Source organism: Ruminococcus flavefaciens 007c, assembly GCF_000571935.1.
GTDB lineage: Bacteria > Bacillota > Clostridia > Oscillospirales > Ruminococcaceae > Ruminococcus > Ruminococcus flavefaciens_F.
Genome location: NZ_ATAX01000036.1, coordinates 242370 through 267205 on the forward strand (window position 1 = coordinate 242370; position 24836 = coordinate 267205).

Sequence of the window (24836 nt, forward strand, 5' to 3'; positions counted from 1 at the left end):
CCCTGATTTCTCTTAAGGTGGAACTTCTGAATTGAATGATAATAAGTGTTACAGGACAAAACTTATATAATATTTTTTGGGAGGTTCATATCCTATGTTCAATAAAAAAACTATAACAGCAATACTCAGTATTGCTATGGCTGCTGCAAGCTTTACCGGATGCAGCTCTGATAATAAATCTTCCGGTAACGACAATACTAAGGCAACAGTTTTATCCCCCGATGCTTCAAAGTCATATAACGTTGTTTGTACTATTTTCCCTGAGTATGACTGGGTTAAGGAAATAATCGGCGATCATGCCGATAATTTTGAACTTTCATACCTGCTTGACAGCGGTATTGATCTTCATAACTATCAGCCTACAGCTGATGATATTATTAAAATATCCACCTGTGATCTTTTCATATACGTTGGCGGAGAGTCTGACAAATGGGCAGAGGATGCGATTGCTCAGGCAGCTAATAAAAATATGAAAGTAATAAACCTTATGGACGTTCTCGGTGATTCCGCTAAGGTTGAAGAACTCAAGGAAGGTATGCAGGAAAGCGAACATGAGCATAGTCATGACCATGACGAGGAAATCACAGAAGATGATATAAAGCCAAGAGAGGTTTCTGAGTTTGAGGGTGAGTGGCAGTCGTTATATCCTGTACTTATGACAGGTGCTCTTGACGAATATGTGGAGTATCAGGCTGAGAAGAAAGCGATAACTGTTGAAGAATCACGTGCAGAGATCGAAGAAAAATGGAACTGTGGTGTAAAAAATATAATAATTAAGGGGAACGACATCACATTAATATATGATGATGGTAAGGAAGTCACGGGAACATATGAGTATGCCGGATTTGCAACAAAGAAGGATGATACGGGCAAGATCACAAGCATTCGTCATGAGTTCCTTGAAAAAGAAGGAAACGGACCTAAGTATGTTATGCTCAATGATCATGGTCATGAGCCAGCTGATTCTGTAGAGCATTTCCACATCTATTTTGGTGACAACAATTTTGATGAGCTTGTTACTACAACTTCAAATCCATTTTTTGTTGATTCAAAGCTTGATGCTGAAGGCTGCCTTGATAATGTAATGGGGCACGAAAAGGGCAACGGCCACGATCATGACCACAGCAAGGAAGTTTCCACCTTTGAGGACGATGAAGTCAAGGACAGACCTCTCTCAGACTGGGAGGGTGACTGGCAGTCCGCTTATCCGCTGGTGCTTGACGGCTCGCTTGATGAAGCATGGGAGCATAAGGCTGAGAGCGGTAAAATGACTGCTGAAGAGTACAAGGATTACTACACAAAGGGCTACAAATCAGACTATAACACTATCAGCATCCACGATGATCATATCAAGTTTACTGATAATGATGGCAAGGTAACTGAGTCCGATTACAAGTATGCAGGTTACTTCATTCAGGACTGGTCAACAGGCACAAGAGCTGCTATGTACCGCTTTGAAGCCGAGGATAAGAACTCAGGTGCACCTGTATATATCGAGTTCAACGACCATATCATCGAACCTGAAAAGGCAGAACATTTCCATATCCGTATGAGCAATGAAAGCTATGATGCTATTGTTGATCCAGAGGGCAACTGGCCTACATTCTTTGATGCTTCACTCTCTCCCGAAGGCGTTTGTGATGAGGTCATCGGTCATGACAGCAAGAAGGAAGAGGAACATGATCATGAACACGAGGAGGGCGAAGAAGAATATGACGAGCACGTATGGCTCTCTCTGAAAAATGCAAAGGTACTCTGTGCCGAGATCGAAAAGAACCTTGAAGCTATCGACTCTGCAAACGCTGCTGATTACAAAGCTAACCTTGACAGCTATATCTCCAAGCTCTCCGACCTTGACAACAGCTTCCAGACACTGGTTGACAGTGCTTCCGTAAAAACACTTGTTTTCGGAGACAGATTCCCGTTCCGCTACTTTGTGGACGATTACGGCCTTGATTACTTCGCCGCATTTATCGGCTGCTCTGCCGAGTCGGAGGCAAGCTTTGAAACTATCAAGTTCCTTTCCGATAAGATAAAGGAGCTTGACTGCGATACAGTTTTCACACTCGAAAATTCAAATAAGGATATTGCAAACGCTATTATCAGCAACTCAGGCAAAAAAGATGTTAAGATCGCAGAGCTCAACTCGCTTCAGTCAGTATCTAAGAGCGATATAAGCAGCGGGGCAAGCTATATATCCCTTATGCAGAAGAACTATGATGTTCTTGCAGGCGTTATGAAATGAGGTACAATATGTCAAAGAACAAAATCCCCGTTATACTCATCACAGGCTATCTCGGCTCGGGAAAGACAACTCTCATGCAGAATCTTCTGAAACAGGAGCAGCGCAGGATAGCACTTATAGTAAATGATATGGGCAGCGTCAACATAGACGCTGCTCTCCTCAATAAGAACCGTGACCGTATAGCTTCCGTCGAAATGGTAGAACTCCAGAACGGCTGCATATGCTGTACTCTCAGAGACGAGTTCATAGCTGAGATAGAGCGTATCTCTCAGCTTCCCGATATTGAAGCTGTTTTTGTTGAAGCTTCGGGAATAAGCGAGCCGTCGAATATCGCCGCTTCATTTGTTGTCTATACAGAGGATAATCCTGATACGAATGTGTATCTCAGCTCCGTTGTGTCAGTTGTTGACGCTGATCGTATATATAATGAATTCCTGCGTGAAATCTCAATGGAAAATGATACAGAGGAAGGGGATATCATCAATCTTATCATTGACCAGATCGAGTTCTGCAATCTTATTATTCTCAATAAGACTGACTTGCTCAGTGCTGAACAGATCGAAGAAGTAACAAAGGCTATACGTGATATTCAATCAGAAGCCGAGATAATCCCCTCCATAAACAGTGAAGTCGATACCGACAAGATAATGCATGGAAAAGACTTCGACTATCACGCCGTCCTTGCTTCATCATCGGTTCAGCGCGCTCTCAATACCAATGAGCCCACAGACAAGGAAGCCTGCATGGACGAGTATGGTATAACCTCATTTGTTTTTGAGGAGGCCCGCCCCTTTGACCGTGATAAATTCATGGACTTAGTTGACGAATACCCCAAGGAGCTTATTCGCACAAAGGGCTACGTATGGTTCGCAGATGATGATGTGCATATACAGCTCTTTGAACAGGCAGGAAGAAATGCCAGTGTTACTGAACTCAATGAATGGCTTGCAGCTTGTCCGCAGGAGGAACTCGATGTTATGTTCGAGAATTACCCTGACCTGAAAGACGACTGGCATGAAGTCTACGGCGACCGTATCAATCAGCTGGTATTCATCGGAAAGGGATACAAAAAAGCTGATATTCTCTCAAAGCTTGAAAGATGCCTGACAGTATGAACAGCAAGGCAATACCGGTATATCTTTTTCTCGGTTTTCTCGAAGCAGGGAAAACACAGTTTATACAGAAAACAATACTAAATAAACGCTTTGGACTCGGCGAGAACATACTTCTTATCACTTGTGAAGAAGGGATAGAGGAGTTTGATCTGTCACAGTTTGGCGATAAAAGCATAACGTTCCATACTATAGAGGATAAGTCAGAGCTTGATGAGCAGCTCCTTTTTAAGCTGTCTGAAGAATGTGTCGCAGATAAAATACTTATCGAATATAATGGTATGTGGCATCTTACGGACTTGCTTCTTAACAAGCCCGAAAGCTGGAAGATATTCCAGACCGTATTCATTGCTGATGCTTCCACATTTCAGATATATCTGCAAAACTTCGGAAGCCTTGTTATCGACAAGGTAAACGTCAGCGATGTTGTGATTTTCAATCGCTATGCAAACAGAGCCGATGTCAATGAGCTTCATAAGATCATACGCTCTATCAACAGAAGGGCAGAGATATATTATGAAGCCGATAACGGAATGATGATAGTTGATGACATCGAGGATCCTCTGCCGTTTGATCTTGAAGCACCGACTATAGTCATAAAGGATAATGATTATGCTATATGGTACAGCGATATTATGAACGATGCAAAGAGATATAATGGTAAAACTGTTAAGTTCAAAGCAATAATATCCTCGCGTCCTGAGCTTCCGAATAATGTTTTCGCAGCAGGCAGATTTATAATGACCTGCTGCGAAGCAGACATGGAATTCTGTTGGTTCGTTTCTTTATACAATCAATATTACAGTGTTCAGGGCGAGAAATGGGTAACTGTAACGGCTGATATAACAGTACAGCACCATGAGGCTGAAAATATTGATATACCTCTTCTGAGAATTGTTGATCTTTATGAATGTGAACCGCCTGAAAAAGCAATCGCATCATTTATATAATTATTCGGCGAGATTATGAGGTTACGGGCTGGCTCTCCGCAGGTCATAATCTGTCCGTAAGGTATCCTTAGCAGAAAACACATAATCCGCTTATCTGGGATATTCTTCATAACATTCTTCAAATCAGTATACCAAGGCAATGATAAAAAGCTTTCTTCTTTATTTTCTGCCTTTATTGCACAGAAGTAAACTCGCCGTTTTCAATACGAAGGCATGATACTTTGCCGTTTAATAACTGATAAAAAATATCCTCGCCGATGACGAGGATATTTTTGTATCATTATTCGTTTTTTTGTCCTGAACGCAATTGCTGCGGTAATAATACCAAGAAGCATTATAGCCACAAATATTGTATTGCAATTATTATCGCCGGTGGTTGGCGAAGCCTGAAACAAGACATTATAACCCGATGTCACGGGCTCTTCATTCTCCGAAGCCAGAACCTTAATATCAATAATCTTCTTGTAGGAAGAGACTCTGTCATAATTGATAATACCGCTTGCCGCCTCCGAGAACACACTTGAAAGCTTCTTCGAATCGGTGATTGTATATGACATATTTTTTTTGATGCTATGCTTCTCATGAGTCTGACGGCAAGAAACTGTTCGTTTTGAGCCAAAATAAAAGATCAGGACTGCTGTTGTAAGTCTGAAGATAATCAAACTGTTGACAGCAGTCCTGTTTATTAACCATATATCAGTTTTCGCCTCATCAGACAGAGATCAAATACATCAAGTCTGTTGTCATCGCAGAGATCAGCGGCTTTCCAGTTGGAAAGATGTGTATCAGGAACGGTAAGTAACCATTTTTGCAGCAGAACAACATCAGAAATATTGAACTTACCGTCATTGTTGACATCGCCTTCTTTTGTCTTAGGGATCCATTCGGAGATGTTTTCAAAAGACGGGATCCATGAAGGTTGTGTCTCCGACTGTTTCAGCGGAATGCAGGCTACTGAAATAGTCGTATCCTGGGTATTCGTCAGATGAACAGCGAGTTTTCTGTAATTACTGTTATCTGTCTGATTAGGTACTACAGGAGATGTTGGCAGAGGTTCGGCGTTCATTGCAGTAAATCTGCCGGCATCACTGATTATACCTATCCACATTCTTTCAGAATCGACGGTAACAATAGCACTTCTGCCGTCATCGGCGACATTGATCTGTCCTTTCGTGTGAGCAAACCAGTATATTTCGCCGGGAGCTTTAAGGGAGATTTCATCCTGAATTATAACGCATTTCTTGTCCTTTATCATTTTAAGGCCGCGGACAACGCTTTCCGCATCACTTGGCTCGTATGCGGCGGTCAGGTCGGAGACAGCGTAGGCTTCATTTCCTCCGCCAAAGCTGGTTATAAGGCATTCTGCGCCTTCCTGCTGATCGAGCTCTTTGGAGGGATTTATCACAAGTGTATTATGGCCTTCAGCTCTTATCCGATAGGAGTATTGACGATTCGGAAGCTCATAATTTTCATTGCCCAGGTCAGTAAAGAATCTTGCACCATTGGACTCGATATAGAATGAACCCAGATCGTAGTGGCCGTGATACTTATAATTATTTTCACCGACATGAAGTGCCGCTACGATCCCGCTTTCATCCCATGTATTTCTGAAGCTGGCATTAGATGCTCCGACTTCACCCCAGTCGGCAGGGCTTTCTTTGGCTGAATCGGGGATCTTATCTTCATCTATCCAGAGAAGATCAAAATAAAGGAAACTGCCGTTTTTAATACTTTTGATACGAGCGGCTGAAATATCATATGACTTGAAATAATCACCCAGCCACAGAAGGACCGACCAGCCTGTATCCTGACTTTCACGGTCGTCACCGAAGCTGAAGGACTTTGAAGTGTTGGAACTCATATAGCGGATAAAATCAGCAGATTTCCGAAGGCCTTCAAAATCAGCAAGCCCGTAGTCGGTTCCTGCAGTACTTGTCAGTGCGGAGGAATGCAGGCCGAGATAATAAGTGGCATAATCCCAATACCCCAGTCCTTCGCTGTATGTTCCGTCTTTTTCGCTGTAGGCGCGGCGGACAAAAGAATATGCTTCCTTATAAGCGAAGGTGAGGACCTCAGAAGCTATGTTTCGTGCGTCAGCTTCATCTCCGACTGCAAGAGCTGCCATACTCATACTTCCGCTGCATACAAGTTTCCAGTTATCTCCGGGTTGATCCTGATACCAGCGGTAAGTACGTGTCCGGGGCTTGTCCTCAAAATCTTCCATGACCTGAGTAAGTCCTTTTTCTATAATATTACTTCTGACGAAAGTCCTTTGGTCATCATTCATCCAGTTATAGAGCCAGTCATAACCGAGCGCAAATGCTGTACTCATTTCAGCGGTATCAAGGAAATGTCTCGGATTCCAGTCCTTGAAATTACCTGCAGCTTCAAGCTCTGCGTAGCAGCGCCGTGCATATTTTTCATCACCGAAAATATTGTACGCCAACGCAAGTGCAGCAACGCGGCGCTGTATTCTTTTTGATGTTTCCAGAAGACGTATCCCGTCGGGGATCTCATACTGACATACAGGCATATCAATGGTCCTGTCCGCTTCATTTCTGAGTTTATCAATAAGGCACGCTGTTACCGAATCATCTCCGATATGCGTTTTCAGTTCTGAAAATTTCGACTCTGACATGATGATGCGCGGATGAGCGTACAGCCCGTTTTTTTCGATCATATCAGTGATAACCTGTTCACCGTTGATGAATTCGCCGTAGTTTTCTGCTTGGCAGCTGTCTGAACCGATGTTCTCTGCAAAAACAGTGTGCGGTATTATACAGATCACCATGGCCAGTACAAGCAGGATGCTTAACAGATGTTTTTGCATGGTTTCACCTCCCGGATCAAATGGATAATAAAGCTTTCTGCATATACTCATCTGTACTTTTATAATATGATTATACAGCCTTTGAAAAGGCATTGTCAACAGATGTCAGGTAAGCTGTATTTTTAGGGCGGTAAGTTGCATTTTTATTGGGGTAAGCTGCATGGACAGACTCTGAAAAACACTGATTTGAGTTGGCTTTTGGTAACAACAATGAATTGACAGCTGCCGGAAAAAAAGCAGCCTGTACAAACTGCACAGACTGCTTTTAGTCACAACATATTTTTTTTACTGTCCGTCAGGGGAAAGGGAAGATACTTTCTTCAGGAGGTATTCCTGTATGCGGACTGCATCGTCGCCTGTAAGTCCCACTGTGCCTCTGTCAACGTCGGCAAGCTCCTTGCCCGATTCGGTGAGGTGGTTCTTATCGCTTCCGTTTTCACCGTATTTATCCGGATTTGCAAGAGCCTGCATTATAAGTATCGCATCTGCAAGGTCAACTGTACCGTCGCAGTTGGAATCGCCGTACTTTTTAGGCGAAGGCGGTATTTCGGATGTGGTGGTAGTTGTCGTAGTAGTTGTAGTAGTTGATGTTGTTGTCGTAGTAGGAGGAGGAACAGGATGGAATTTGGGGCCGTTATCAATGAATGCAAGATTCCATACGAAAGAAGCCTGTATGTCTGCGGCAGTATCATTGGTGCTCCATGAGTATACCGAATCAGCGTAGCACTTCTGAGATGCTACCTTGCCTGCTTCCATTCCCAGAGACTTTATATAGTCATCATAGAGAGCTGAATAAGGACCGCTTACCATTATTCCCGAGGGAGCCATGGGATAAGAGTTATCGATTTCGTCCTTCCAGTACCAGTGAGTGGGATTTTCAGAGTGGTATGTGCCGTATCCCGTGATATATGATATGCCAAGGCCGTTCCTGCCGAAGAGGTAGTCCATAGCCTGAACTGCACCGTTGAAGTACTTCATGTCATAATTGGAAAGATCATAGGCATAGGCGATTATCATGGCATTATTTGCTACATATGCGTTGGAGCCGAACTCATATCCGTCTGGCTCGGAAGGACCGGGCATACTGATCTCTTCTTGGAATTCACGCAGCTTATAAGGCAGTCCCATTCCGTTATCGGAAGCATTTTCCCTTTCGCAAAAGATATCTGCGGTTTTGAGGATATTATTGGTGATGGTCGTTTTGTCCTTGGCAGACACTTTGTCGCTGAGCGATAGCGAAAGGGTTCCGAGAGTAGCGGTATTGCTGTTATTGAAAGTGGAGAAGGTAAAGCCGTCGTAGCCTGCGAGCAATTCTATGTTAAATGCATTTCCCGTATCCGATTCATTATTGGAGTTGCTGTATGTTTTCAGCTCGTTGTAATACTCCTCAGCGCCTGTTGTAGCGAAGAGCTCGCAGGCTGCCCAGTATGCTTCGTCCTGAACATAGCTGTCATCATATGCTGCTGAACCAACATATAAACCGTTTGGAGCAAACTGCGGGTCTTTCTGATACCGTCCGCCGTCAACAGCCCACTTTTCCTTGTATGCCATTACAGCCTTCCAGGACTTTTCTGCATTTTCCAGACACTCGGCTGCAAAATCATCGTCTATGCCTTTCCAGAGACGTGAAGCCTGAGCTGCGCAGGCTATCATATTAAATGTAGCTGCATACGTCGGAGGTCTTACTATACGGGTAGCTCTGTATTCTGTCTCATAGATGAACGGAGAGGCTTCAAGGGCTATGTGCTTATGGTCATTTACCTGATGATATACGAAGCCTGCGTAGTCATTGCCCCATACGGAATCCTTTTCGGAGTCGACTATCATCTTGAACATCCACTCAAGCTCATATCTTGCTTCTTTCAGAGCGTCTTCATCGGCTTTATCATTTATATTCTTTGATCTCTCGTACATATTCTGAAGGAGCCATACCGAGTTTGCGCCTGAGATGACGTTCTTTGTGTAGTCTGAGCCTGTATACCAGCCTCCCGATACATCAATACTGTCGTTCTTATCACCGTCGAACTCATTGCCGTATGAACGGAGCCACTGTGACTGGATATAGGCTGTATCGCTCTTATGGAGAGCTGCGTGGTGGAGTCCCGCCATGCCCTTGGGATCCTTGTGATTGAATGAGGTTATCTTGTCAATTGTGATATCTTCACCCGAGCGGTTCTGGTAGAAGTAGTTCATTGCGTCCTTGAGTATTCCTTCATAAGGATCATCGGCTATTTTGAACTCGTGACTGATGTACTTCTTGTATTCTTCGCCGTTGAACGGGTTTGTATATACGTTTTCGGGATCGTCTACTTCTATGGTGTATGTGCCCGGCGTGGCGATCTCGTTGAATTCCAGTATCTGGCAGTATTCTCCTGCCTCCTTGTCAAAGCCTATGTTTTTTCCGGTGCCAGAGTATACCTTCTCACCGTCCTTCATTACGCTGAATTTTACGGGAGATTTGAGTTCCTGACCTGTGGCGTAGGTAGCCTTCTTATTGCTTTGGATGTAATATCCCACCTGATTGACTCTTACGTCACTTCTGGGAGTTATCTTTCCCATTTCGTTTGACGGATCCCAGAGACAAGGAGTGGACTTGCTGCTCTTAAACTCTTCTCCGCAGGTCTCGCATTCCAGACGAATATTATCAAATTTCAGTACGGTGCCTTCGGGGAAACAGTCATTATACTGATAAGGGCCTGCGCCGCCGTACTGGAATACCCATGCGGCGTTTTCGATAGTTCTGTCAGCGGTGAATTCACTGTCGAATTCATTATTACCCTTTTTTATCTTGACATTGTCCCATCCCCGATCCCATTTCTCGGAGTTGTTCTGCCATACTCCTTCACCGGTAGAGATCTGAGAGCTGACGATGGCGTTGATATCTGTGTGGAGTTCTCCGTCCGCTGATGCATTTACTTCCCAGTGTATCTTATACTTGTGATCCTTTTCGATATGGATATTTCTGTGAAGTATGCCGAGATCCCATCTGGAATCTCCGCCGCGTTTTTCTCCTCCGGGATTTACGATTGTGATGTTTAAGCTGCCACCCTTGATATCAAAGCGTTGCTCAGCAGGCGATTTCTGAAACACTGTCCATGGCAGTGCTATCCCCTCGTTGAAATCGTGCTGGCCGAGGCAGTCCGCTTCAGCTGTGAATGGTGCAAATGCGGCAGTGCTTACCGCTGCGATGGAAAGTGCCATCATTTTTTTGAGTAGATGCTTGGATGTTTGTTTTTTCATTCTTATTTCCCTCCCTGAATGAAATCGCCGCTTATCAGGCGGCGATTTTTAGTGTGACATTATGCCACGAAATTGGATTGTATAATCCGACAGCTTTTGTTAAGAATCTGTCAGGTTATATATTAATTATAACCTGAGAAATGCTTGAAGTCAAGTATAAAAAAACAATGCTTTCTTCCCATAATACGTTACTGTCGGAAATACGGCGGTATTTCGGCTGACGTGAAAGCTCTGCCATGCCGGAGCCCTGTTTGCAGACTGCTCCATATGGATAATCGGAGTATTTATGTTATAGTAATAATTAATGATGTCACATTGACTTTTGCAGCAAAATCTGTTATAATTTTAATCAGAAAGCTGTATTTTTTGTGAATAAGTGCAGAGACTGTGTCTGAACATAACGCAGGAAAAAGTGAAATAGGCAGAATACAGATCTTCTTGGCGCAAAATAAAAATCATTTAAAGGAGAAACGTAATATGCATAAGAGGATAGCTTCTTTTCTGACGGTTTTGATTATAATAATCACAATGATGCCGTATGCTGCGGTTCCCGGTTCTATAGCGGCTGATGAATACAAAATACGTGATAAATGGGGCTATTGCAATACTGCAAATTACGCTGAGTCGCAAAATTTTGTCATCTTTTACGGCGATGATGATCAATCGGGAACTGTGGACGAAACATTTCTGAAAACAACTCTTGAAAAATTTGAGGACCTTTGGAAGTTTTCTTCAAAATATCTCGGAATGGAAAACATCAGTGTCGATATTTACGGGAAGAGCCCTCAGAAATACAAGACAAATATTTATCTGCTTGATACCGGACTTGATAGATTTCCTGGAGGTCATTCATCTGTTAGTTTTGAGGACGGCTATGGCGCAGAGATATTATATCCAAATGAAATTTACTCTGATGAGCTTTCTATTGCTCATGATTTCGGATATATCCTGATGATGCATCAGAGAGCATGGGTGGATCAGGATATAACAGAAGCGTGGAGAGAGTCCATTGCAAACTGGTTCAAAGAAATGTACCGCGTCAGCGGATACTACTTGGGAAGCAAAAAGACTGATGGGTTCGAATCGTATCTGTACAATATGAGCCTTTCATTTCCTCATGGAAGGAATTACAGGGATGTATGGCCGTTTCTTGTCTACCTGTCGTATAATCCCGATGATATTCCGGGACTGGGTATGGATGCCGTAAAGCGCATAATTTCCGAGGCAAAGCCCGATGAATACCCGTTTGACACTATCACGCGTATTTTCGGTACAGATGCACAGACAATTTTCGGACATTACTCAAAGCGAATGGCTGCCTTTGATTTTAACAGCAGGGTAATTTATAAGGAGTCATTAGACGAGTTTGTTGATGAGGATCCATTAAACTGGAATATGTTTTATACTGTCTTGCAGGACAACGGCAGCGGCTGGCTGCAGGTCCCGCAGGAGGAAGCTCCTATGCAGGCGGGTATAAATATAATCCCTCTTATCATAAACGGAGATGCTATATCGGCGGAACTGCGCGGTATCTCCGATGACAGCAATGCCGGCTGGAAGGCCTGTATCGTCACTGTGGATCCTTCGGGAAAAGCTTCGTATTCGGAGCTCTTTGGCAGCGGACAGTCCATGAGTATGCCTGCAAAAGATGCCGTTTCTGCTTATATTACAGTTACGGCGATGCCGAAAACTCTTGTAAGATCAGATGCTTTCCACAAGGAAAATGTCTCCACATATAAGGATGGAGCTGAGCGCAGACGTTACCCCTATGAGCTGAGGCTCGGCGGTGCAGATGTGCAGCAGACAGGAAACTATCATGTCAATTATACACATGGACATCCCCATTCCAATGGCGGCGGCTGGGTATCCGGTGGAGCGGATGTGGATGATTCGGTTTATATCGGACCGCATGCTTTGATCCTTGGCGATGATGTAGAGCTCACGGGAAACGTTCGCGTTGAGGATTATGCTATAATCGGAAATAACGTTACTGCGCGGGATAATGCGGTAATAGGCGACCATGCGGTTGTCAGCGGCGATCCTTTCAGGTTTGCCGGTGAGAATAAGGTCAATATCAGCGGAAATGCTGTTATCGGCGGAAGAGCAGTCTTGTATGGTGTTTGCTCTGTGTCAGACAATGCTAAGGTGCTGCAAAAGGCTTTTATCACGGATAAGGTCAGTCTCACTGACAATGCTGTGGCAAAGGGAACGGCTTATCTTTACGGAAACGCGGTTTATTCGGGGAACACTGTTCTTGACGGCGACTATTGCAATGAAAAGTCTGTCAGTGACGGTGTAAACTTTGGCTGGTTCGATGACTACGGTCATTATTTCCTTCCTGACGATTATATTGCAAGCTATGAATTCAGTAATGCTTCAGATCACTGGGCAAGTGACGAATATACTGCAACAGCTGCGCGTCAGATCGGTGCAAAGTGGTCTGAGGAACGTACCTCGGCCAAAGGTGTAATGAATTTTGAAGGAGGAGACAGCAGGCTGCTGCTTGATTGTCCGATGTTCCGTACAGATGATATACAGATAAGTATCGGTGCGCTGTGGAAAGGCGGAAACGCAGATCAGGAGCTTTTTCACATAGGAGACAGTGCTTCTTATGCTTCGTTTACCCCGTGCAATGAGGACGGCGTTGCCGAGTTCAGACTTGTTAAAGACCGGTGGCGGATCGAAAAGCTGACAGCTGCTGCACCTCTCGGCAAGGGAGAGTGGAGCAGGATAACTATACGCATAATAGACGGAAAAGGCTCGCTGCTGATAAATGGTCAGACAGCTGACAGCAGGGAATTGTCAATGGATATGCGGTATATTTTGCGTGATGATGATAACAGATATCCCATTGAAGGTGATGAGGAAGTACGATTTGCCGTTATTGGCAGAGGATTCAAGGGAGCTGTCGATTACATAAAGATAAGCAGCGGAGAAGCTGCTGAACCGCCGGTGAGCTATTCGGGGAAGGAAGGACCTGACGATCCGACTCTCCGCGGAGATGTTAACAGTGATAATACATTCAATGTTGCTGATCTGGTGACATTGCAGAACTGGCTCCTCGCCGTGAGCAATGCGGAGCTTGCTGACTGGCAGGCCGGCGACCTTTGCGAAGACGGTATTATAGATGTATTTGATGTCATTATGATGAGAAAGCTCCTGCTCTCATAAAAGCTTCAATGCCACTGAATGGATTATCATAAAGATTTTTTATGGTTATTGTCCGCTGCTGTTATGGCAGCGGGCTTTTTTTGCGCCCGATGCCGTAAATGACGATACAGCGTTTATTGTTCCCGTGTATTCTGAAAGCATTACGAAATTACATATGTCACTGATATAATTACAATCGTCATCTTGTCATATGAACGCTTACGTTGTATAATAAGGCATAATCACCGATAAGCAAACAAAAAACAGCATTTTAACGTGAACGGACATTATTTTTTCTTGATAGATCAGCATAATTACATAACGACTTCAGGTATTGTATAATACCTGTATTCCGACAGCTTCAGATTTTGCATTTGTCTTTGCAGATGTGGGTTAACGACTATTAAAAGATCAGGCATTATTTACATTGTTCTTGCTGTATAGCTGTAACCTTACCATCAGTTGATAAAGGCACTTTGCATCCATGACGGAGCACAGTGCCTTTTTGTGTTTTGAATGATATACGGATGGGGATCCGTTTTTTCGGTCGTTGCCGCAAAGCGGTAAGACATAAATTTATTTTATTTTTAGGAGGTTTTTTTATGAAAGAACACATTCAGACACAAAGACGAACGTCCCTGACACGGGTGTTCAGCATTATCATGGCACTGTTTATGACAATTATGATAATGCCCGATGTAAAACCGCTGAAAACACACGCAGCGGAATATAACATCTGGATCCTGGGCAAAAAAGTCACCGACAGCAACAAAAGCAACATTCTCGGCAACAGTACAGGTGTAAAATTCAACTTTGACTACAATACAAATACACTTCATGTTGTTGCCAGCGGTTCGGATACGACTATCTACACAAAAGACGGACGTTACTGGACCAGCAGCGCTCCCTATTCCAACATTATCTATTCAACGTACCCTAATTTAAAGATAAGTATTGACAGCAATGTGTCCTTTATCGATAATAAGGGTGTCGTTCCAATCAGCTATAACAATTCAAACTACACTCTGCTGCTGAAAGGAAGCGGACAGCTTACAGTAAATACAAAAGCTAATACAACCTATTCCAATTTTATAAGCGGATACAAGGTAAGAATTGAAAATGCAAAGCTTGTCCTTTCATGCAGGGATATATTGTATTGTCCCTATCAGAGTGCGGCTCAGCTGACCATATACAATTCCAGCATCAAAGCCAATTACGTATATAATCTGAGCGAATCCAGCAATTCAAGCTATACTCCCTCCGCTACTATGTCCAGCTGTTATTTCAGCTCTCCCGATGACGCTTACATATACACCGGCAGCAAAACTTACAGGGATGTAAGATACGGCAGTGGTTTTTTTACATCATCCTTTACTATCACGCCGGGAACAAAGCCTCCCACAGTGGTCAACTATGGACTTAAGATAAGAGATACTCAGGTAACAAGTGCAAACAAGGACGATATTACAGGCAGCGGTCAGATAAGCTATAATCCTGATACAAAGACTCTGACTATCAAAAAGGATATCACAGCGACTGCGGCCAGCATTATCGAAAATACAGGTGTTGAAGGTCTGAAGATAACCGCTTCGGCTCCTGTAACACTGTGGGGAATGTCCTCAGATCCCGCTATATACACGACAAAGAGTATTGAATTTACAGGAAGCAACAGGATAACGATAGCTACCAATACCACAGGTATGAGAGTAAAGTCAATAGGCAGCAGCAATCCTTCAATAGTCATAAGCTCGCCGTTTACAATCGATGGCGGAGTATTCGGCATAGACGGTGAGAACGGTCAGTCTCTCAAGCTCAACAACAGCGGCATCTGGATAATTGACTGTTCGTCTGCTGCCGTTCTCGGATTCGCCAAGAAGATCACACTCGGCTCTTCTGTTGTGCTTGACGTGCCTCAGCCGTATATTTTAACAGATCCGGCAGGCGCTATCAGGGATAAAAACGGTGATATTGCTAAGGAAGTAAAAACTGCTGCAAACAAGTCATATGGTATAACAGTTGGTACGACAACGATAAACACCGGCAACTACCGCGATGTTTTCGGCGACGGCAAGGTATCTTACGATCCGGATGAAAAAAAGCTTTATATCAAGGGTACTTACTCAGGGATAAAGACTTCTGTTTCAAATGTTACTGTTGTACTTACAGGTGATACCAAGATCACAAATTCAAGCGGTACAGCCAATATAGCCCTTGGCCCCTACGGCGGTATAACAGGCAGCGGAAAGCTGACCTGCGATATTCTCAACGGAGGTACGAATTCTGTTGTGATAGATGGTATAGATGTTACCTGCAAGGGTGATATGTATTCCAATACAAGTTCCATAACGATTAAAAATGGAAAAGTTTCGGTGGCAGGAAGTATGCGCACTTCATCGGGATATTTTGTATTTGATAACACGGAGCTCAATGTCAGCGGTGACGTATACACTGCACTGGACAATTCTGCAATAGCCGGAACATACGGAAAGATAACTATCAATAGATCCAATGTCAAGATCGGCGGCGATCTGAAGACTGTATACGGTAATATCAATATATCAGGCGGTACAAACGCTAAGATAAAAGGCAGCGTTTATTCTGAAAAGTCAAAAGTGAATGTCACCGGTTCAGTTATAACTGTTCCCGAAAACGGCAAGATCGGCAGCGCAGGTTCGACAATAAACAGCGGTATAATCTATAACAATTCATCTGTGCTTGCTAATGAAATAACCATAGCCCAGACATCTTACGGTCTGAAATACGGCAATATGCCTGTTGATTCAACATGGGATCTCAATAACATAGACGGCAACCGCAAGATAAGCTATAATCCCTCTACAAAGACTCTGACATTGAAAGGTACTCCCACAACAGGCTCAGATCACAGTATCAGAAGCACAGTGGAAGGCCTGACCATCAAGGTACAGTCTGATTCAGATCTGACAACTGTTTACGGTTATGTATACACAGATATACAGCTGACAGGAAATACTGTTATTACAGGCCCCGGAAAGCTTTCTGTATCTCGTCTGTCATGTACTAAGAATCTCACCATCAGAGATGCAAATATCAAGGTGGATCATCCCACATTGAATACAACAACTTCCGAGTATATACGCGCTACAGATAATCTTACTATCATCAATTCCGAGATCTTCACAGGCGGAGGTATCAGTACACAATACGGTAATATAAGACTTGACGGCTGCCATATAGCAGCTCCCGCTCAGGCTTCAATACAGCCATATGGCAGCGGAAACCGTATCGCTGTCGGCTACGCAGATGCTAAGGGCATACATATAAGTAAGGGCTACGGTTTCAAGATATGCGGAACAGAAGTTACAGCAGCCAGCGATCTGTCAAATCTCGGACCTAACGGAGAAATGAGCTATGATCCTGCAAATAATACCCTTACTCTGAATAATGATGTTCCAATAGTTGGAAAAGTTATTATCGAAAATGTGAGCAATGTAGGTCTTATCATCAACGGCAACGGTCACATGATCAGGGAAAGAAGCAACAGTGTTATACTGCATTCGGATACAACTATAACAGGTAAGATCTCTGTTTACGGCCTGTTACTCTGTGATGAGGCGATAGTTAATATAAAGGATGCTGATATGGAATGTGCTACTATTCTCGGAAATTCGGAAAGTGATAATGCCAAGTTGAACGTGATAAACTCAAATGTAGCTGCTTTCAATAAAATGTACATCTACGGTGAGATCAGCCTTGACAATTCATTCGTTAAATCTCCGGGGTTAAATCAGGACTTTGAGATCATTGACGGTGTGTGCTGTCTGAGAAATGCAAATGACGAGCCTTATACAGGCTATGTGGAGATCATCAGAGGCAAGTACGTGGATTACGGTTTCAATATCAACGGCAAGAGAGTAAATACCTGCTATGATCTTGCTAATCTCGGCCCCAACGGTGAATTCAGCTATGATCCGGATACCAATACCCTTACCCTTATCAAGGATTATGAATATGATGGTACTTATCCTATTCAGAATATAAGCAATAATGGCCTTATAATCAACGGCAACGGACATAGTATCATATCAAAACGCTCTATCGAACTTAAGGCAGATACAAAAATAACAGGAAAACTTACCCTGGGCGATGAAAGTCTTCCTGATTCAAAGAAGCCGATCATGGGAATGGTTGCAAATATACAGGGCTCCGTAACTATAAATATTGAAGATGCAGATCTTTATATCGCTGCGAGAGGATATGGAATGGGGGCCACTGCAGGAGACAAAAAGCTCGTTATCAGAAACTCAAATGTAGAAGTTGTTTCAACCGCAGGCATCACCGGATTTGATAGTGGTATTTCTCTTGAGCGCTGTAAGATCGTGATTCCCGAGAATTATGTCCTTGAAGATAATGCTTCGAATATAAACGAAAGCTTAATAAGGATCGCTCCCACTGAATTCGCTGCTCCTGATGAAAATGCGGAAATATCACTTAGCGGCGATGAGGAATACACTTATATCTTCAACAGTGATGCGATCACAGTATCAAAGTTCGACATCAGCAGTGATAATGCACTGAATATAGAGGTATGCAAGTATAACGGCAGCATCCTGAAGAAAAAGGAAACATATTCGGATCTGAATGAAGCCTCATCACGCATGGCTCTTGAGCCCGGTGAAAGAGCAGAGATCAGAATATCACTGGCAGATCCTTCGGGTACAGCAAGTATTGTACTGAAGCGTTACACAAGGGAAGTTACCGAATTCTATCATAACGCAAATTTCCCATGCAGCGATCTGAACGGCGGAGATAACTGGTACAGGTATTATATCAATAATATGGGTATATACAGCCTGTATTCAGAGGGCTACGGCGGATGCCGCATCATGGACGGCTATATGTTTGACGAGGATCTCAATCTGCTGGGCAGCGGTTCGCTGATGAACAAGGAAGTGCTTCATGAATTTGATACTCCCGGATATGTTTACATCAACGTTCATGCAGTCGTAGATCATCCGTCAGAAAACGGAGAATATGGATTCTCCTTCTTCAACGGAATATTCCATGATGAAAACCGATAACTCTGCAAGGCTCTGATACACGGAGCAGGATAAGAGCATATAATGAAAAATACCGCTTGGAAGCAATTCCGGGCGGTATTTTTTGTAAAATGAAAACCCCCGGCTTTGCCGGGGGGGCTTATTCTTTAGTATGAACTCTGCATTTTGGCTTCGGAGCCTGATATATGCTGGCAATGCGTCCCGAACCTGAAAACCTTTTTATAAAGGCTTTTCCGTTATATTGTATCTGTACGGAAAGCTTGATACTTCGTAAATGAGAAACTTAACTGTCCCCGGAGATCATAATACCTGCATATGCTTCAGATATTCCTCATATCCCTTGCTTGTGAGATCAATGAGTCGGTAATCCTTTTTCTGAGCAACATAAAGTACCTTTATGAGATCACGGGCAAGCAGGATATGTAAAGCGCTGAGAATGGCCTCTTTGGTGCATTTCTCGGATTCGTACTCCTTCATGAAATTGCCGAGCCAGACATTTTTTTCTTCTGATGTATCAATGTTGATGATTTCGCTTGGTATCATACATTCCTCTAAGAACTTCAGGTTCTTGAATGTATAGTCCAATATGTTCCAGTATGCTTCTTTATTAATGACCATAGCGATCACTCCTTTCAGCTTATAGATACATTATAACTCATATCTTCTGAAAAATCAATATTTATTGGAAGATGATGGACTATTTTCGATGAAAAACAGACTGTACGATTTTTATCCTGTACCATAAAGCGTTTTCAGCATTCAAGGAGCTTCTTCTTGAAGCTGGTACCGTGAGTCCTTGATACAAGGAGCTCTTCCTTATTGGAGAGCACCGCCAGCAGCGATCGGTTGAAACCATTTTTATAGCCTACTGTCTTGTTCATATTTATTATAACTGAACGGGAGATACGAAAGAAATTCTTTTCCGTGAGCATCTCCTCAAGCTCGAATAAACGCTGTTTTATTTCGTATTTTCCGCTTTTAAGCGCGGCGAAAACCTTCTTTTCACCTGATTCAAAGTAAAGTATATTCTCAAGGGGCACCTTTGTGATAGAGCCGTTATTAACGACCATAATGGTGGCAGACAGCTTCTTTGTGTCGATATCGTGAGTAACAAAGTTCGTAGGCACAGCTGCGGAGACCATAGTTTCGGGCTTTTTCAGCTGCTGACGTATTTTGAGTATCTCTGCGCCTATGGCTATCCTGTTTGCAAACTGCTTTGCATGGAGTGTATAAGTGCAGGGCTCATCATAGCCTATGGCCATAAAACCGTATATATTATTATCAAAGACCAAAGGAAGTATGTGGACGTTCTGGACAGCGCCGAAGGTGAAGATATCAGGGTATATATCGGCAGCACGGAACACGGTCGTTTCACCGTCTGCCATAAAGTCATTGAGGAAAATACATTCTGCATTTTCGTCATCATATCCCATAAGGTTTATGCTGACACTGATCTGGTCACGGATAAGATACCTGTGATTCTTGATGAACAGTGAAAGCTCCTCAATGGAGTTTACCTTGTACAGCTTCTCCTCAAAGCGGCTGTTTCTGAACTCCATATTTGCTATTTCGTTTTTGTGAAGCTCATCGAGCCGGGCACGTATATTAAGAGGGTGGCTTCTGCCGCAGCCGCAGCTTTCGCCTGTGATGATGCTGTGCTTTCTCTGTATAAGCTCCTCCTCGGGAGCGCCCGTTATCAGCGAGTGCAGGAGCGCCACGGCTCTGCGGCCGCAGAACGGCGTATCTGCCGTGAAAGTGGTTATGGAAACTGCGCTGTTTGAAGCATACGAAGAATCATTAAAGCCTGTTACCAGAATATCCTCGGGAACGCGGAGTCCTGCAAAATAAAGCTGCTTTATGAGCGCATATGCTATCTCGTCGTTAAGGCAGACAACAGCGTCGGGCTTTTCGACCGTGCCGTATGCAATATCCTTCGCAAGAGCTTCTGCGCCAGAGATCCAGTATCCGCCATAGAGCAGGTTTTCCTCGCTGCATGGGATATTATGCCTTTCAAGCACCGCTCTGAAGCCGTCGATACGCCAGTCGGCGATGCTTTTTTCGCCGCCGAGACAGTACAGGTTACGGCAGCCGTGCTCTGTGATGAGATGTTCTACAACACATTCAAAGTTCATACGGCTTTTTAAGGAGATGTTATTGGGCAGAGCTGATGATCTGCCGATCACAACTACCGGACATCGGCAGTGTTCGCAGAGAGACTTTTCTATCTGCGGTATAAGGTTTTTATGTACGGAAAAGGAATGTTTCACGAAAATAACGCCGTCATACCGCTCGTAGTCTATAAGACTGTAGATCCATTCCTCGCTGCCCGTATATAGCTCGCTGGTCTGCGGCATGGAGAAGGTGAATGTGCGGTAGCCGTATTTGTTGGCCTGCTTTTGTATGCCGGTGATATACCCGTCGGTATAGTCGTTTTTGAAATCAGAGAATATTATTGCAATTGTTTTTGATGATGTCATAAAAAGTCCTCCAATGATGTAGTGATGAATATATTGTAAGATGCTGGCAGTTTCTTGCGACGAAATGTGCTTTTTTGCGGACGAATGTGTAGCAAATTGTCGTTCGTCACAGGTGCGGCAGTTCAGACCGATTTTTGTACCGTTCGTCGCGGAAAAAGACATTTTATCGCAGAACGCAACATTTTATCGCAAATTATTGAATTGTTTTGTGCAATATGATATACTGCAATTGCAGGCAGAGATAATAAAGTTTGCCGCAAATATGAAAAAATTATAAAAAATGAAACGGAGGAAAACACTATGAAAAAACTCACGAAAGCCATCGCAGCTATATCTGCTGCAGCAGTGCTCGCCATTCCCGCAAATATGTCAGCGTTTGCCTATAATGTCAGCACGAGCAACTTCACAAATCCAATGGTAAACAAAAGCAAAGGCGGCGCGAGGGGGTACAGCTGGGACACTTATTATCAGGCCGATCTTCCTGTTTTATGGAAGAAGCTTCTGAATGCAAACGGAAAATACACGTACTATGCGACCACTGATACGAACGGCAATGAATACGGCAGCACACATATGTTTGCTATTCTTCACCGCGGTGTTGCAGACTCTGCAAACATTCAGAACGCAAAGAAGTATATTGACAATATTACCATAAAAAGCAAAAAAGGCTTTTATTACGCTCCCTGTGTGGAGTATCATAATTATTCAACAGCTGATGAACCTTATGATCCTGATGATCCGGACGATCAGCCCATGTTTGAATACTATGATTACGGCATCAGAATGATGGACGGTCCGTATCTCCAGGATATTATCAATAAATTCACCATTTCAAGTTTATCAGATCTGAACTATGAATACATCAAAGCGCACGGCGAATTCACAGGAGCGCTTTATCTCAAGAACTACTACCTTGCAGGTCTAAAGCTCACAAGCTCTGATCCCTATACTCGTTTTGACGAGCCCGTCCTCGAGAGAAATCCCGACGGTATAGGCTTCCGCACAAAGGTAACATTCCATGTCAAAAAGCCTGTTTTCGATGAAACGATAGTATTCAATAACCCGTCAGGCTATACTGGAGTTGAGGTACTGAAGAACATAAAGGTTTCCTGCAACGGCTCTGATACCGATAAAAATTGCATTCAGGGCTATAACAGTATTTCAGTAGTCAACGGTGTAACATTAAAAGTTCCGAATGCCGATTATAAGAACTGGAATAAACTCTATCAGGGATTAATAACCTGTCCTACTCTTACGACAGAGATCAAAGGCGAAGTAAAGAAAAGATTCCTTAACAGCAATTTCCAGACTACAAGACGTGTAGGCGATATCCTTTATATCTATGAAGGCAAGAACGACACCATCGGTCACCCGCAGTGGAAAAACGGAACAGGCTCTCAGAAGTTTGAAGCCTTCTTCAGATGCGGCGGAAGAGATGAACTTGGACACTGTGCATGGATCGGAGAACAGCTTAACAGCGTTACACAGGTTCGGTTCTACAGCGGTTCGACTCCTACATCTTACGGAACACAGTACTATATGTGTGACCCGGGTTATCTGAAGAACAGATTGGCTGTCGGCTGATGCCCGTGCAGCGGTACATTTGTCCATATATTAATGATAACACGGAAACAAATGTATTGTCAATGCAACTTACCCCTTAAAAAGTACAGCTTACCTTGCAAAAACAGCAACTTACGTAATATGAGGTGCATAGAGGCAAATTAGCTGTGAAAGATATTGAAGATGCCATTATCCTGCTTGTAAAAGTATGGATAATGGCATTTTTGCTGTATAACGATGTACTTTGGTACATGTAATAAGGCTTCGGTTCCAGTATTTCAGTCTCCAAATGTTGTTTTGTACATAGAAAGGCGATATTCGGGCATCATATATAATGGTAAGAGGCGCATAGGACGGTAGGTGTGAAAATATCAGTATTTTTCAAAAAATGGTAATATGAATACTTCAATTAAAAAACGGGCTTAAATATGTAAAAAACGAAATTCGACTATCTGGAAAAAGATACATTTATTATACTGAAAATATAAAATCGACGTATTTGCGATGAAAAATCCCGATTTACAGGTGACATAAAAAGCAACATCCTACATAAAAAGCAGCAATTATTGAGCAGAAAACAGCAATTTCGGCCGCAATATCTGACCGAAAAATGCTCCGATAGCAAATTTTGACTTGTTGTAATATTCGACTTAAATTATAATTATAGTAGAAATATAAAGTTTTCGTTATGAGGGATTACTGAAACCAATTATTTCTTAAAATCTTAAAAGGAGTGAATCACGTGAAAATAGCAAAGCTCAAGAAGATCATCGGCGCAGGCGCAGCTGCAATGATGGTTGCAGTAAGCGTTCCTGCTGTTGCATCAGCTGCTGATCAGCAGACAAGAGGAAATATCGGCGGCTTCGACTACGAGATGTGGAACCAGAACGGACAGGGCCAGGCATCAATGAATCCCGGTGCAGGTTCTTTCACTTGTTCATGGAGCAACATCGAGAACTTCCTCGCTCGTATGGGCAAGAATTACGACAGCCAGAAGAAAAACTACAAAGCATTCGGAAATATCGTTCTCACTTATGATGTAGAGTACACACCAAGAGGAAATTCATATATGTGCGTATATGGATGGACAAGAAATCCTCTCATGGAGTATTACATCGTTGAAGGTTGGGGCGACTGGAGACCACCCGGAAACGACGGTGAGGTAAAGGGTACTGTTACAGCTAACGGAAATACCTATGACATTCGCAAGACAATGCGTTACAACCAGCCTTCACTGGATGGTACAGCAACATTCCCTCAGTACTGGAGCGTTCGTCAGACCAGCGGTTCTGCAAACAACCAGACAAACTACATGAAGGGAACGATCGATGTAACCAAGCATTTTGACGCTTGGAGTGCAGCAGGACTTGATATGTCCGGTACACTTTATGAGGTATCACTCAATATCGAGGGTTACCGTTCAAACGGTTCTGCAAATGTAAAGAGCGTTAACGTTACACAGGGAGGTTCTTCCGATAACGGTGTTCAGCAGCAGAATAACGACTGGAACCAGCAGAACAACAACCAGCAGCAGAACAACGACTGGAACAACTGGAATAACCAGAACAATGATTGGAATAACTGGAACAACCAGAACCAGAACAACGACTGGAATAACTGGAACAACCAGAACAATGATTGGAATAACTGGAACAACCAGAACCAGAACAATGACTGGAATAACTGGAACAACCAGAACAACAACCAGCAGAACGCATGGAACGGCTGGGATAATAACAACAACTGGAACCAGTGGGATCAGAATAATCAGTGGAACAACCAGCAGCAGAATAACGACTGGAATCAGTGGAATAACCAGGGTCAGCAGAACAACGACTGGAACCAGTGGAACAACCAGGGACAGCAGAACAACGACTGGAACCAGTGGAATAACCAGAACCAGAACAACAACTGGGACTGGAATAACCAGAACAACAACCAGCAGAATGCTTGGAACGGCTGGGATAACAACAATAACTGGAACCAGTGGGATCAGAACAACCAGTGGAATAACCAGAACCAGAACAATGACTGGAACCAGTGGAACAATCAGAACCAGAACAATGACTGGAACCAGTGGAACAACCAGAACAATGACTGGAACCAGTGGAACAATCAGAACCAGAACAATGACTGGAACCAGTGGAACAACCAGAACAATGACTGGAACCAGTGGAACAATCAGAACCAGAACAATGACTGGAACCAGTGGAACAACCAGAACCAGAAC

The 24836-nt window shown here is 43.4% G+C and carries 11 protein-coding genes; 7 read left to right on the plus strand and 4 right to left on the minus strand.

Annotated elements, in window-relative coordinates; translation table 11 throughout:
• The first annotated feature begins 94 nt into the window (after positions 1 to 94).
• The 3 genes from RF007C_RS15755 to RF007C_RS15765 are packed head-to-tail and all read left to right on the plus strand — an operon-like array spanning position 95 to position 4307.
• The gene (locus RF007C_RS15755) at positions 95 to 2245 is read left to right on the plus strand and encodes a metal ABC transporter solute-binding protein, Zn/Mn family (RefSeq protein WP_082316801.1); all 2151 of its coding nucleotides are present in this window, start codon (positions 95 to 97) and stop codon (positions 2243 to 2245) included.
• 8 nt (positions 2246 to 2253) lie between these two features.
• On the plus strand, positions 2254 to 3360 hold the full coding sequence (locus RF007C_RS15760; protein ID WP_037301606.1) for a CobW family GTP-binding protein: 1107 nt from the start codon (positions 2254 to 2256) through the stop codon (positions 3358 to 3360).
• Positions 3357 to 4307, plus strand: coding sequence for a TIGR03943 family putative permease subunit (locus RF007C_RS15765; protein WP_037301521.1), 951 nt, complete (start codon positions 3357 to 3359; stop codon positions 4305 to 4307). Before RF007C_RS15760 ends, RF007C_RS15765 begins: the two co-directional genes overlap by 4 nt.
• 685 nt (positions 4308 to 4992) lie before the next feature.
• Here the strand turns inward: RF007C_RS15765 and RF007C_RS15775 are convergent.
• Together RF007C_RS15775 and RF007C_RS15780 are read right to left on the minus strand one after the other, a co-directional pair.
• Positions 4993 to 7137: a heparinase II/III domain-containing protein gene (locus RF007C_RS15775; RefSeq protein ID WP_037301524.1), complete on the minus strand. Its 2145-nt coding sequence runs from the start codon at positions 7135 to 7137 to the stop codon at positions 4993 to 4995.
• Positions 7138 to 7422: 285 nt separating this feature from the next.
• On the minus strand, positions 7423 to 10377 hold the full coding sequence (locus RF007C_RS15780; RefSeq protein ID WP_051456731.1) for a glycoside hydrolase family 9 protein: 2955 nt from the start codon (positions 10375 to 10377) through the stop codon (positions 7423 to 7425).
• 477 nt (positions 10378 to 10854) lie between these two features.
• Here RF007C_RS15780 and RF007C_RS15785 point away from each other — a divergent pair, with 477 nt between their 5' ends.
• Both RF007C_RS15785 and RF007C_RS15790 read left to right on the plus strand, forming a co-directional pair.
• A complete protein-coding gene (locus RF007C_RS15785; RefSeq protein ID WP_037301525.1) occupies positions 10855 to 13548 on the plus strand; it encodes a DUF6055 domain-containing protein in 2694 nt (897 codons plus the stop codon).
• 581 nt (positions 13549 to 14129) lie between these two features.
• Positions 14130 to 18587, plus strand: a complete 4458-nt coding sequence (locus RF007C_RS15790) for a hypothetical protein (protein WP_037301527.1) — start codon at positions 14130 to 14132, stop codon at positions 18585 to 18587.
• A 279-nt stretch (positions 18588 to 18866) separates the two neighbouring features.
• Here RF007C_RS15790 and RF007C_RS15795 read toward each other — a convergent pair whose 3' ends face one another.
• Both RF007C_RS15795 and RF007C_RS15800 read right to left on the minus strand, forming a co-directional pair.
• Positions 18867 to 19184, minus strand: coding sequence for a hypothetical protein (locus RF007C_RS15795; RefSeq protein ID WP_019680450.1), 318 nt, complete (start codon positions 19182 to 19184; stop codon positions 18867 to 18869).
• A gap of 134 nt (positions 19185 to 19318) precedes the next feature.
• Positions 19319 to 21043, minus strand: a complete 1725-nt coding sequence (locus RF007C_RS15800; protein WP_037301529.1) for a substrate-binding domain-containing protein — start codon at positions 21041 to 21043, stop codon at positions 19319 to 19321.
• A 300-nt stretch (positions 21044 to 21343) separates the two neighbouring features.
• On the opposite strand from RF007C_RS15800, the gene RF007C_RS15805 reads away from it, so the two are divergent.
• Entirely contained in the window at positions 21344 to 22627 is a 1284-nt protein-coding gene (locus tag RF007C_RS15805; protein WP_037301531.1) for a hypothetical protein, read from the plus strand.
• 721 nt (positions 22628 to 23348) lie between these two features.
• Positions 23349 to 24836 (plus strand): glycoside hydrolase family 11 protein (locus tag RF007C_RS16770; protein WP_206537805.1); only part of this gene is annotated, 1488 nt, incomplete at its 3' end.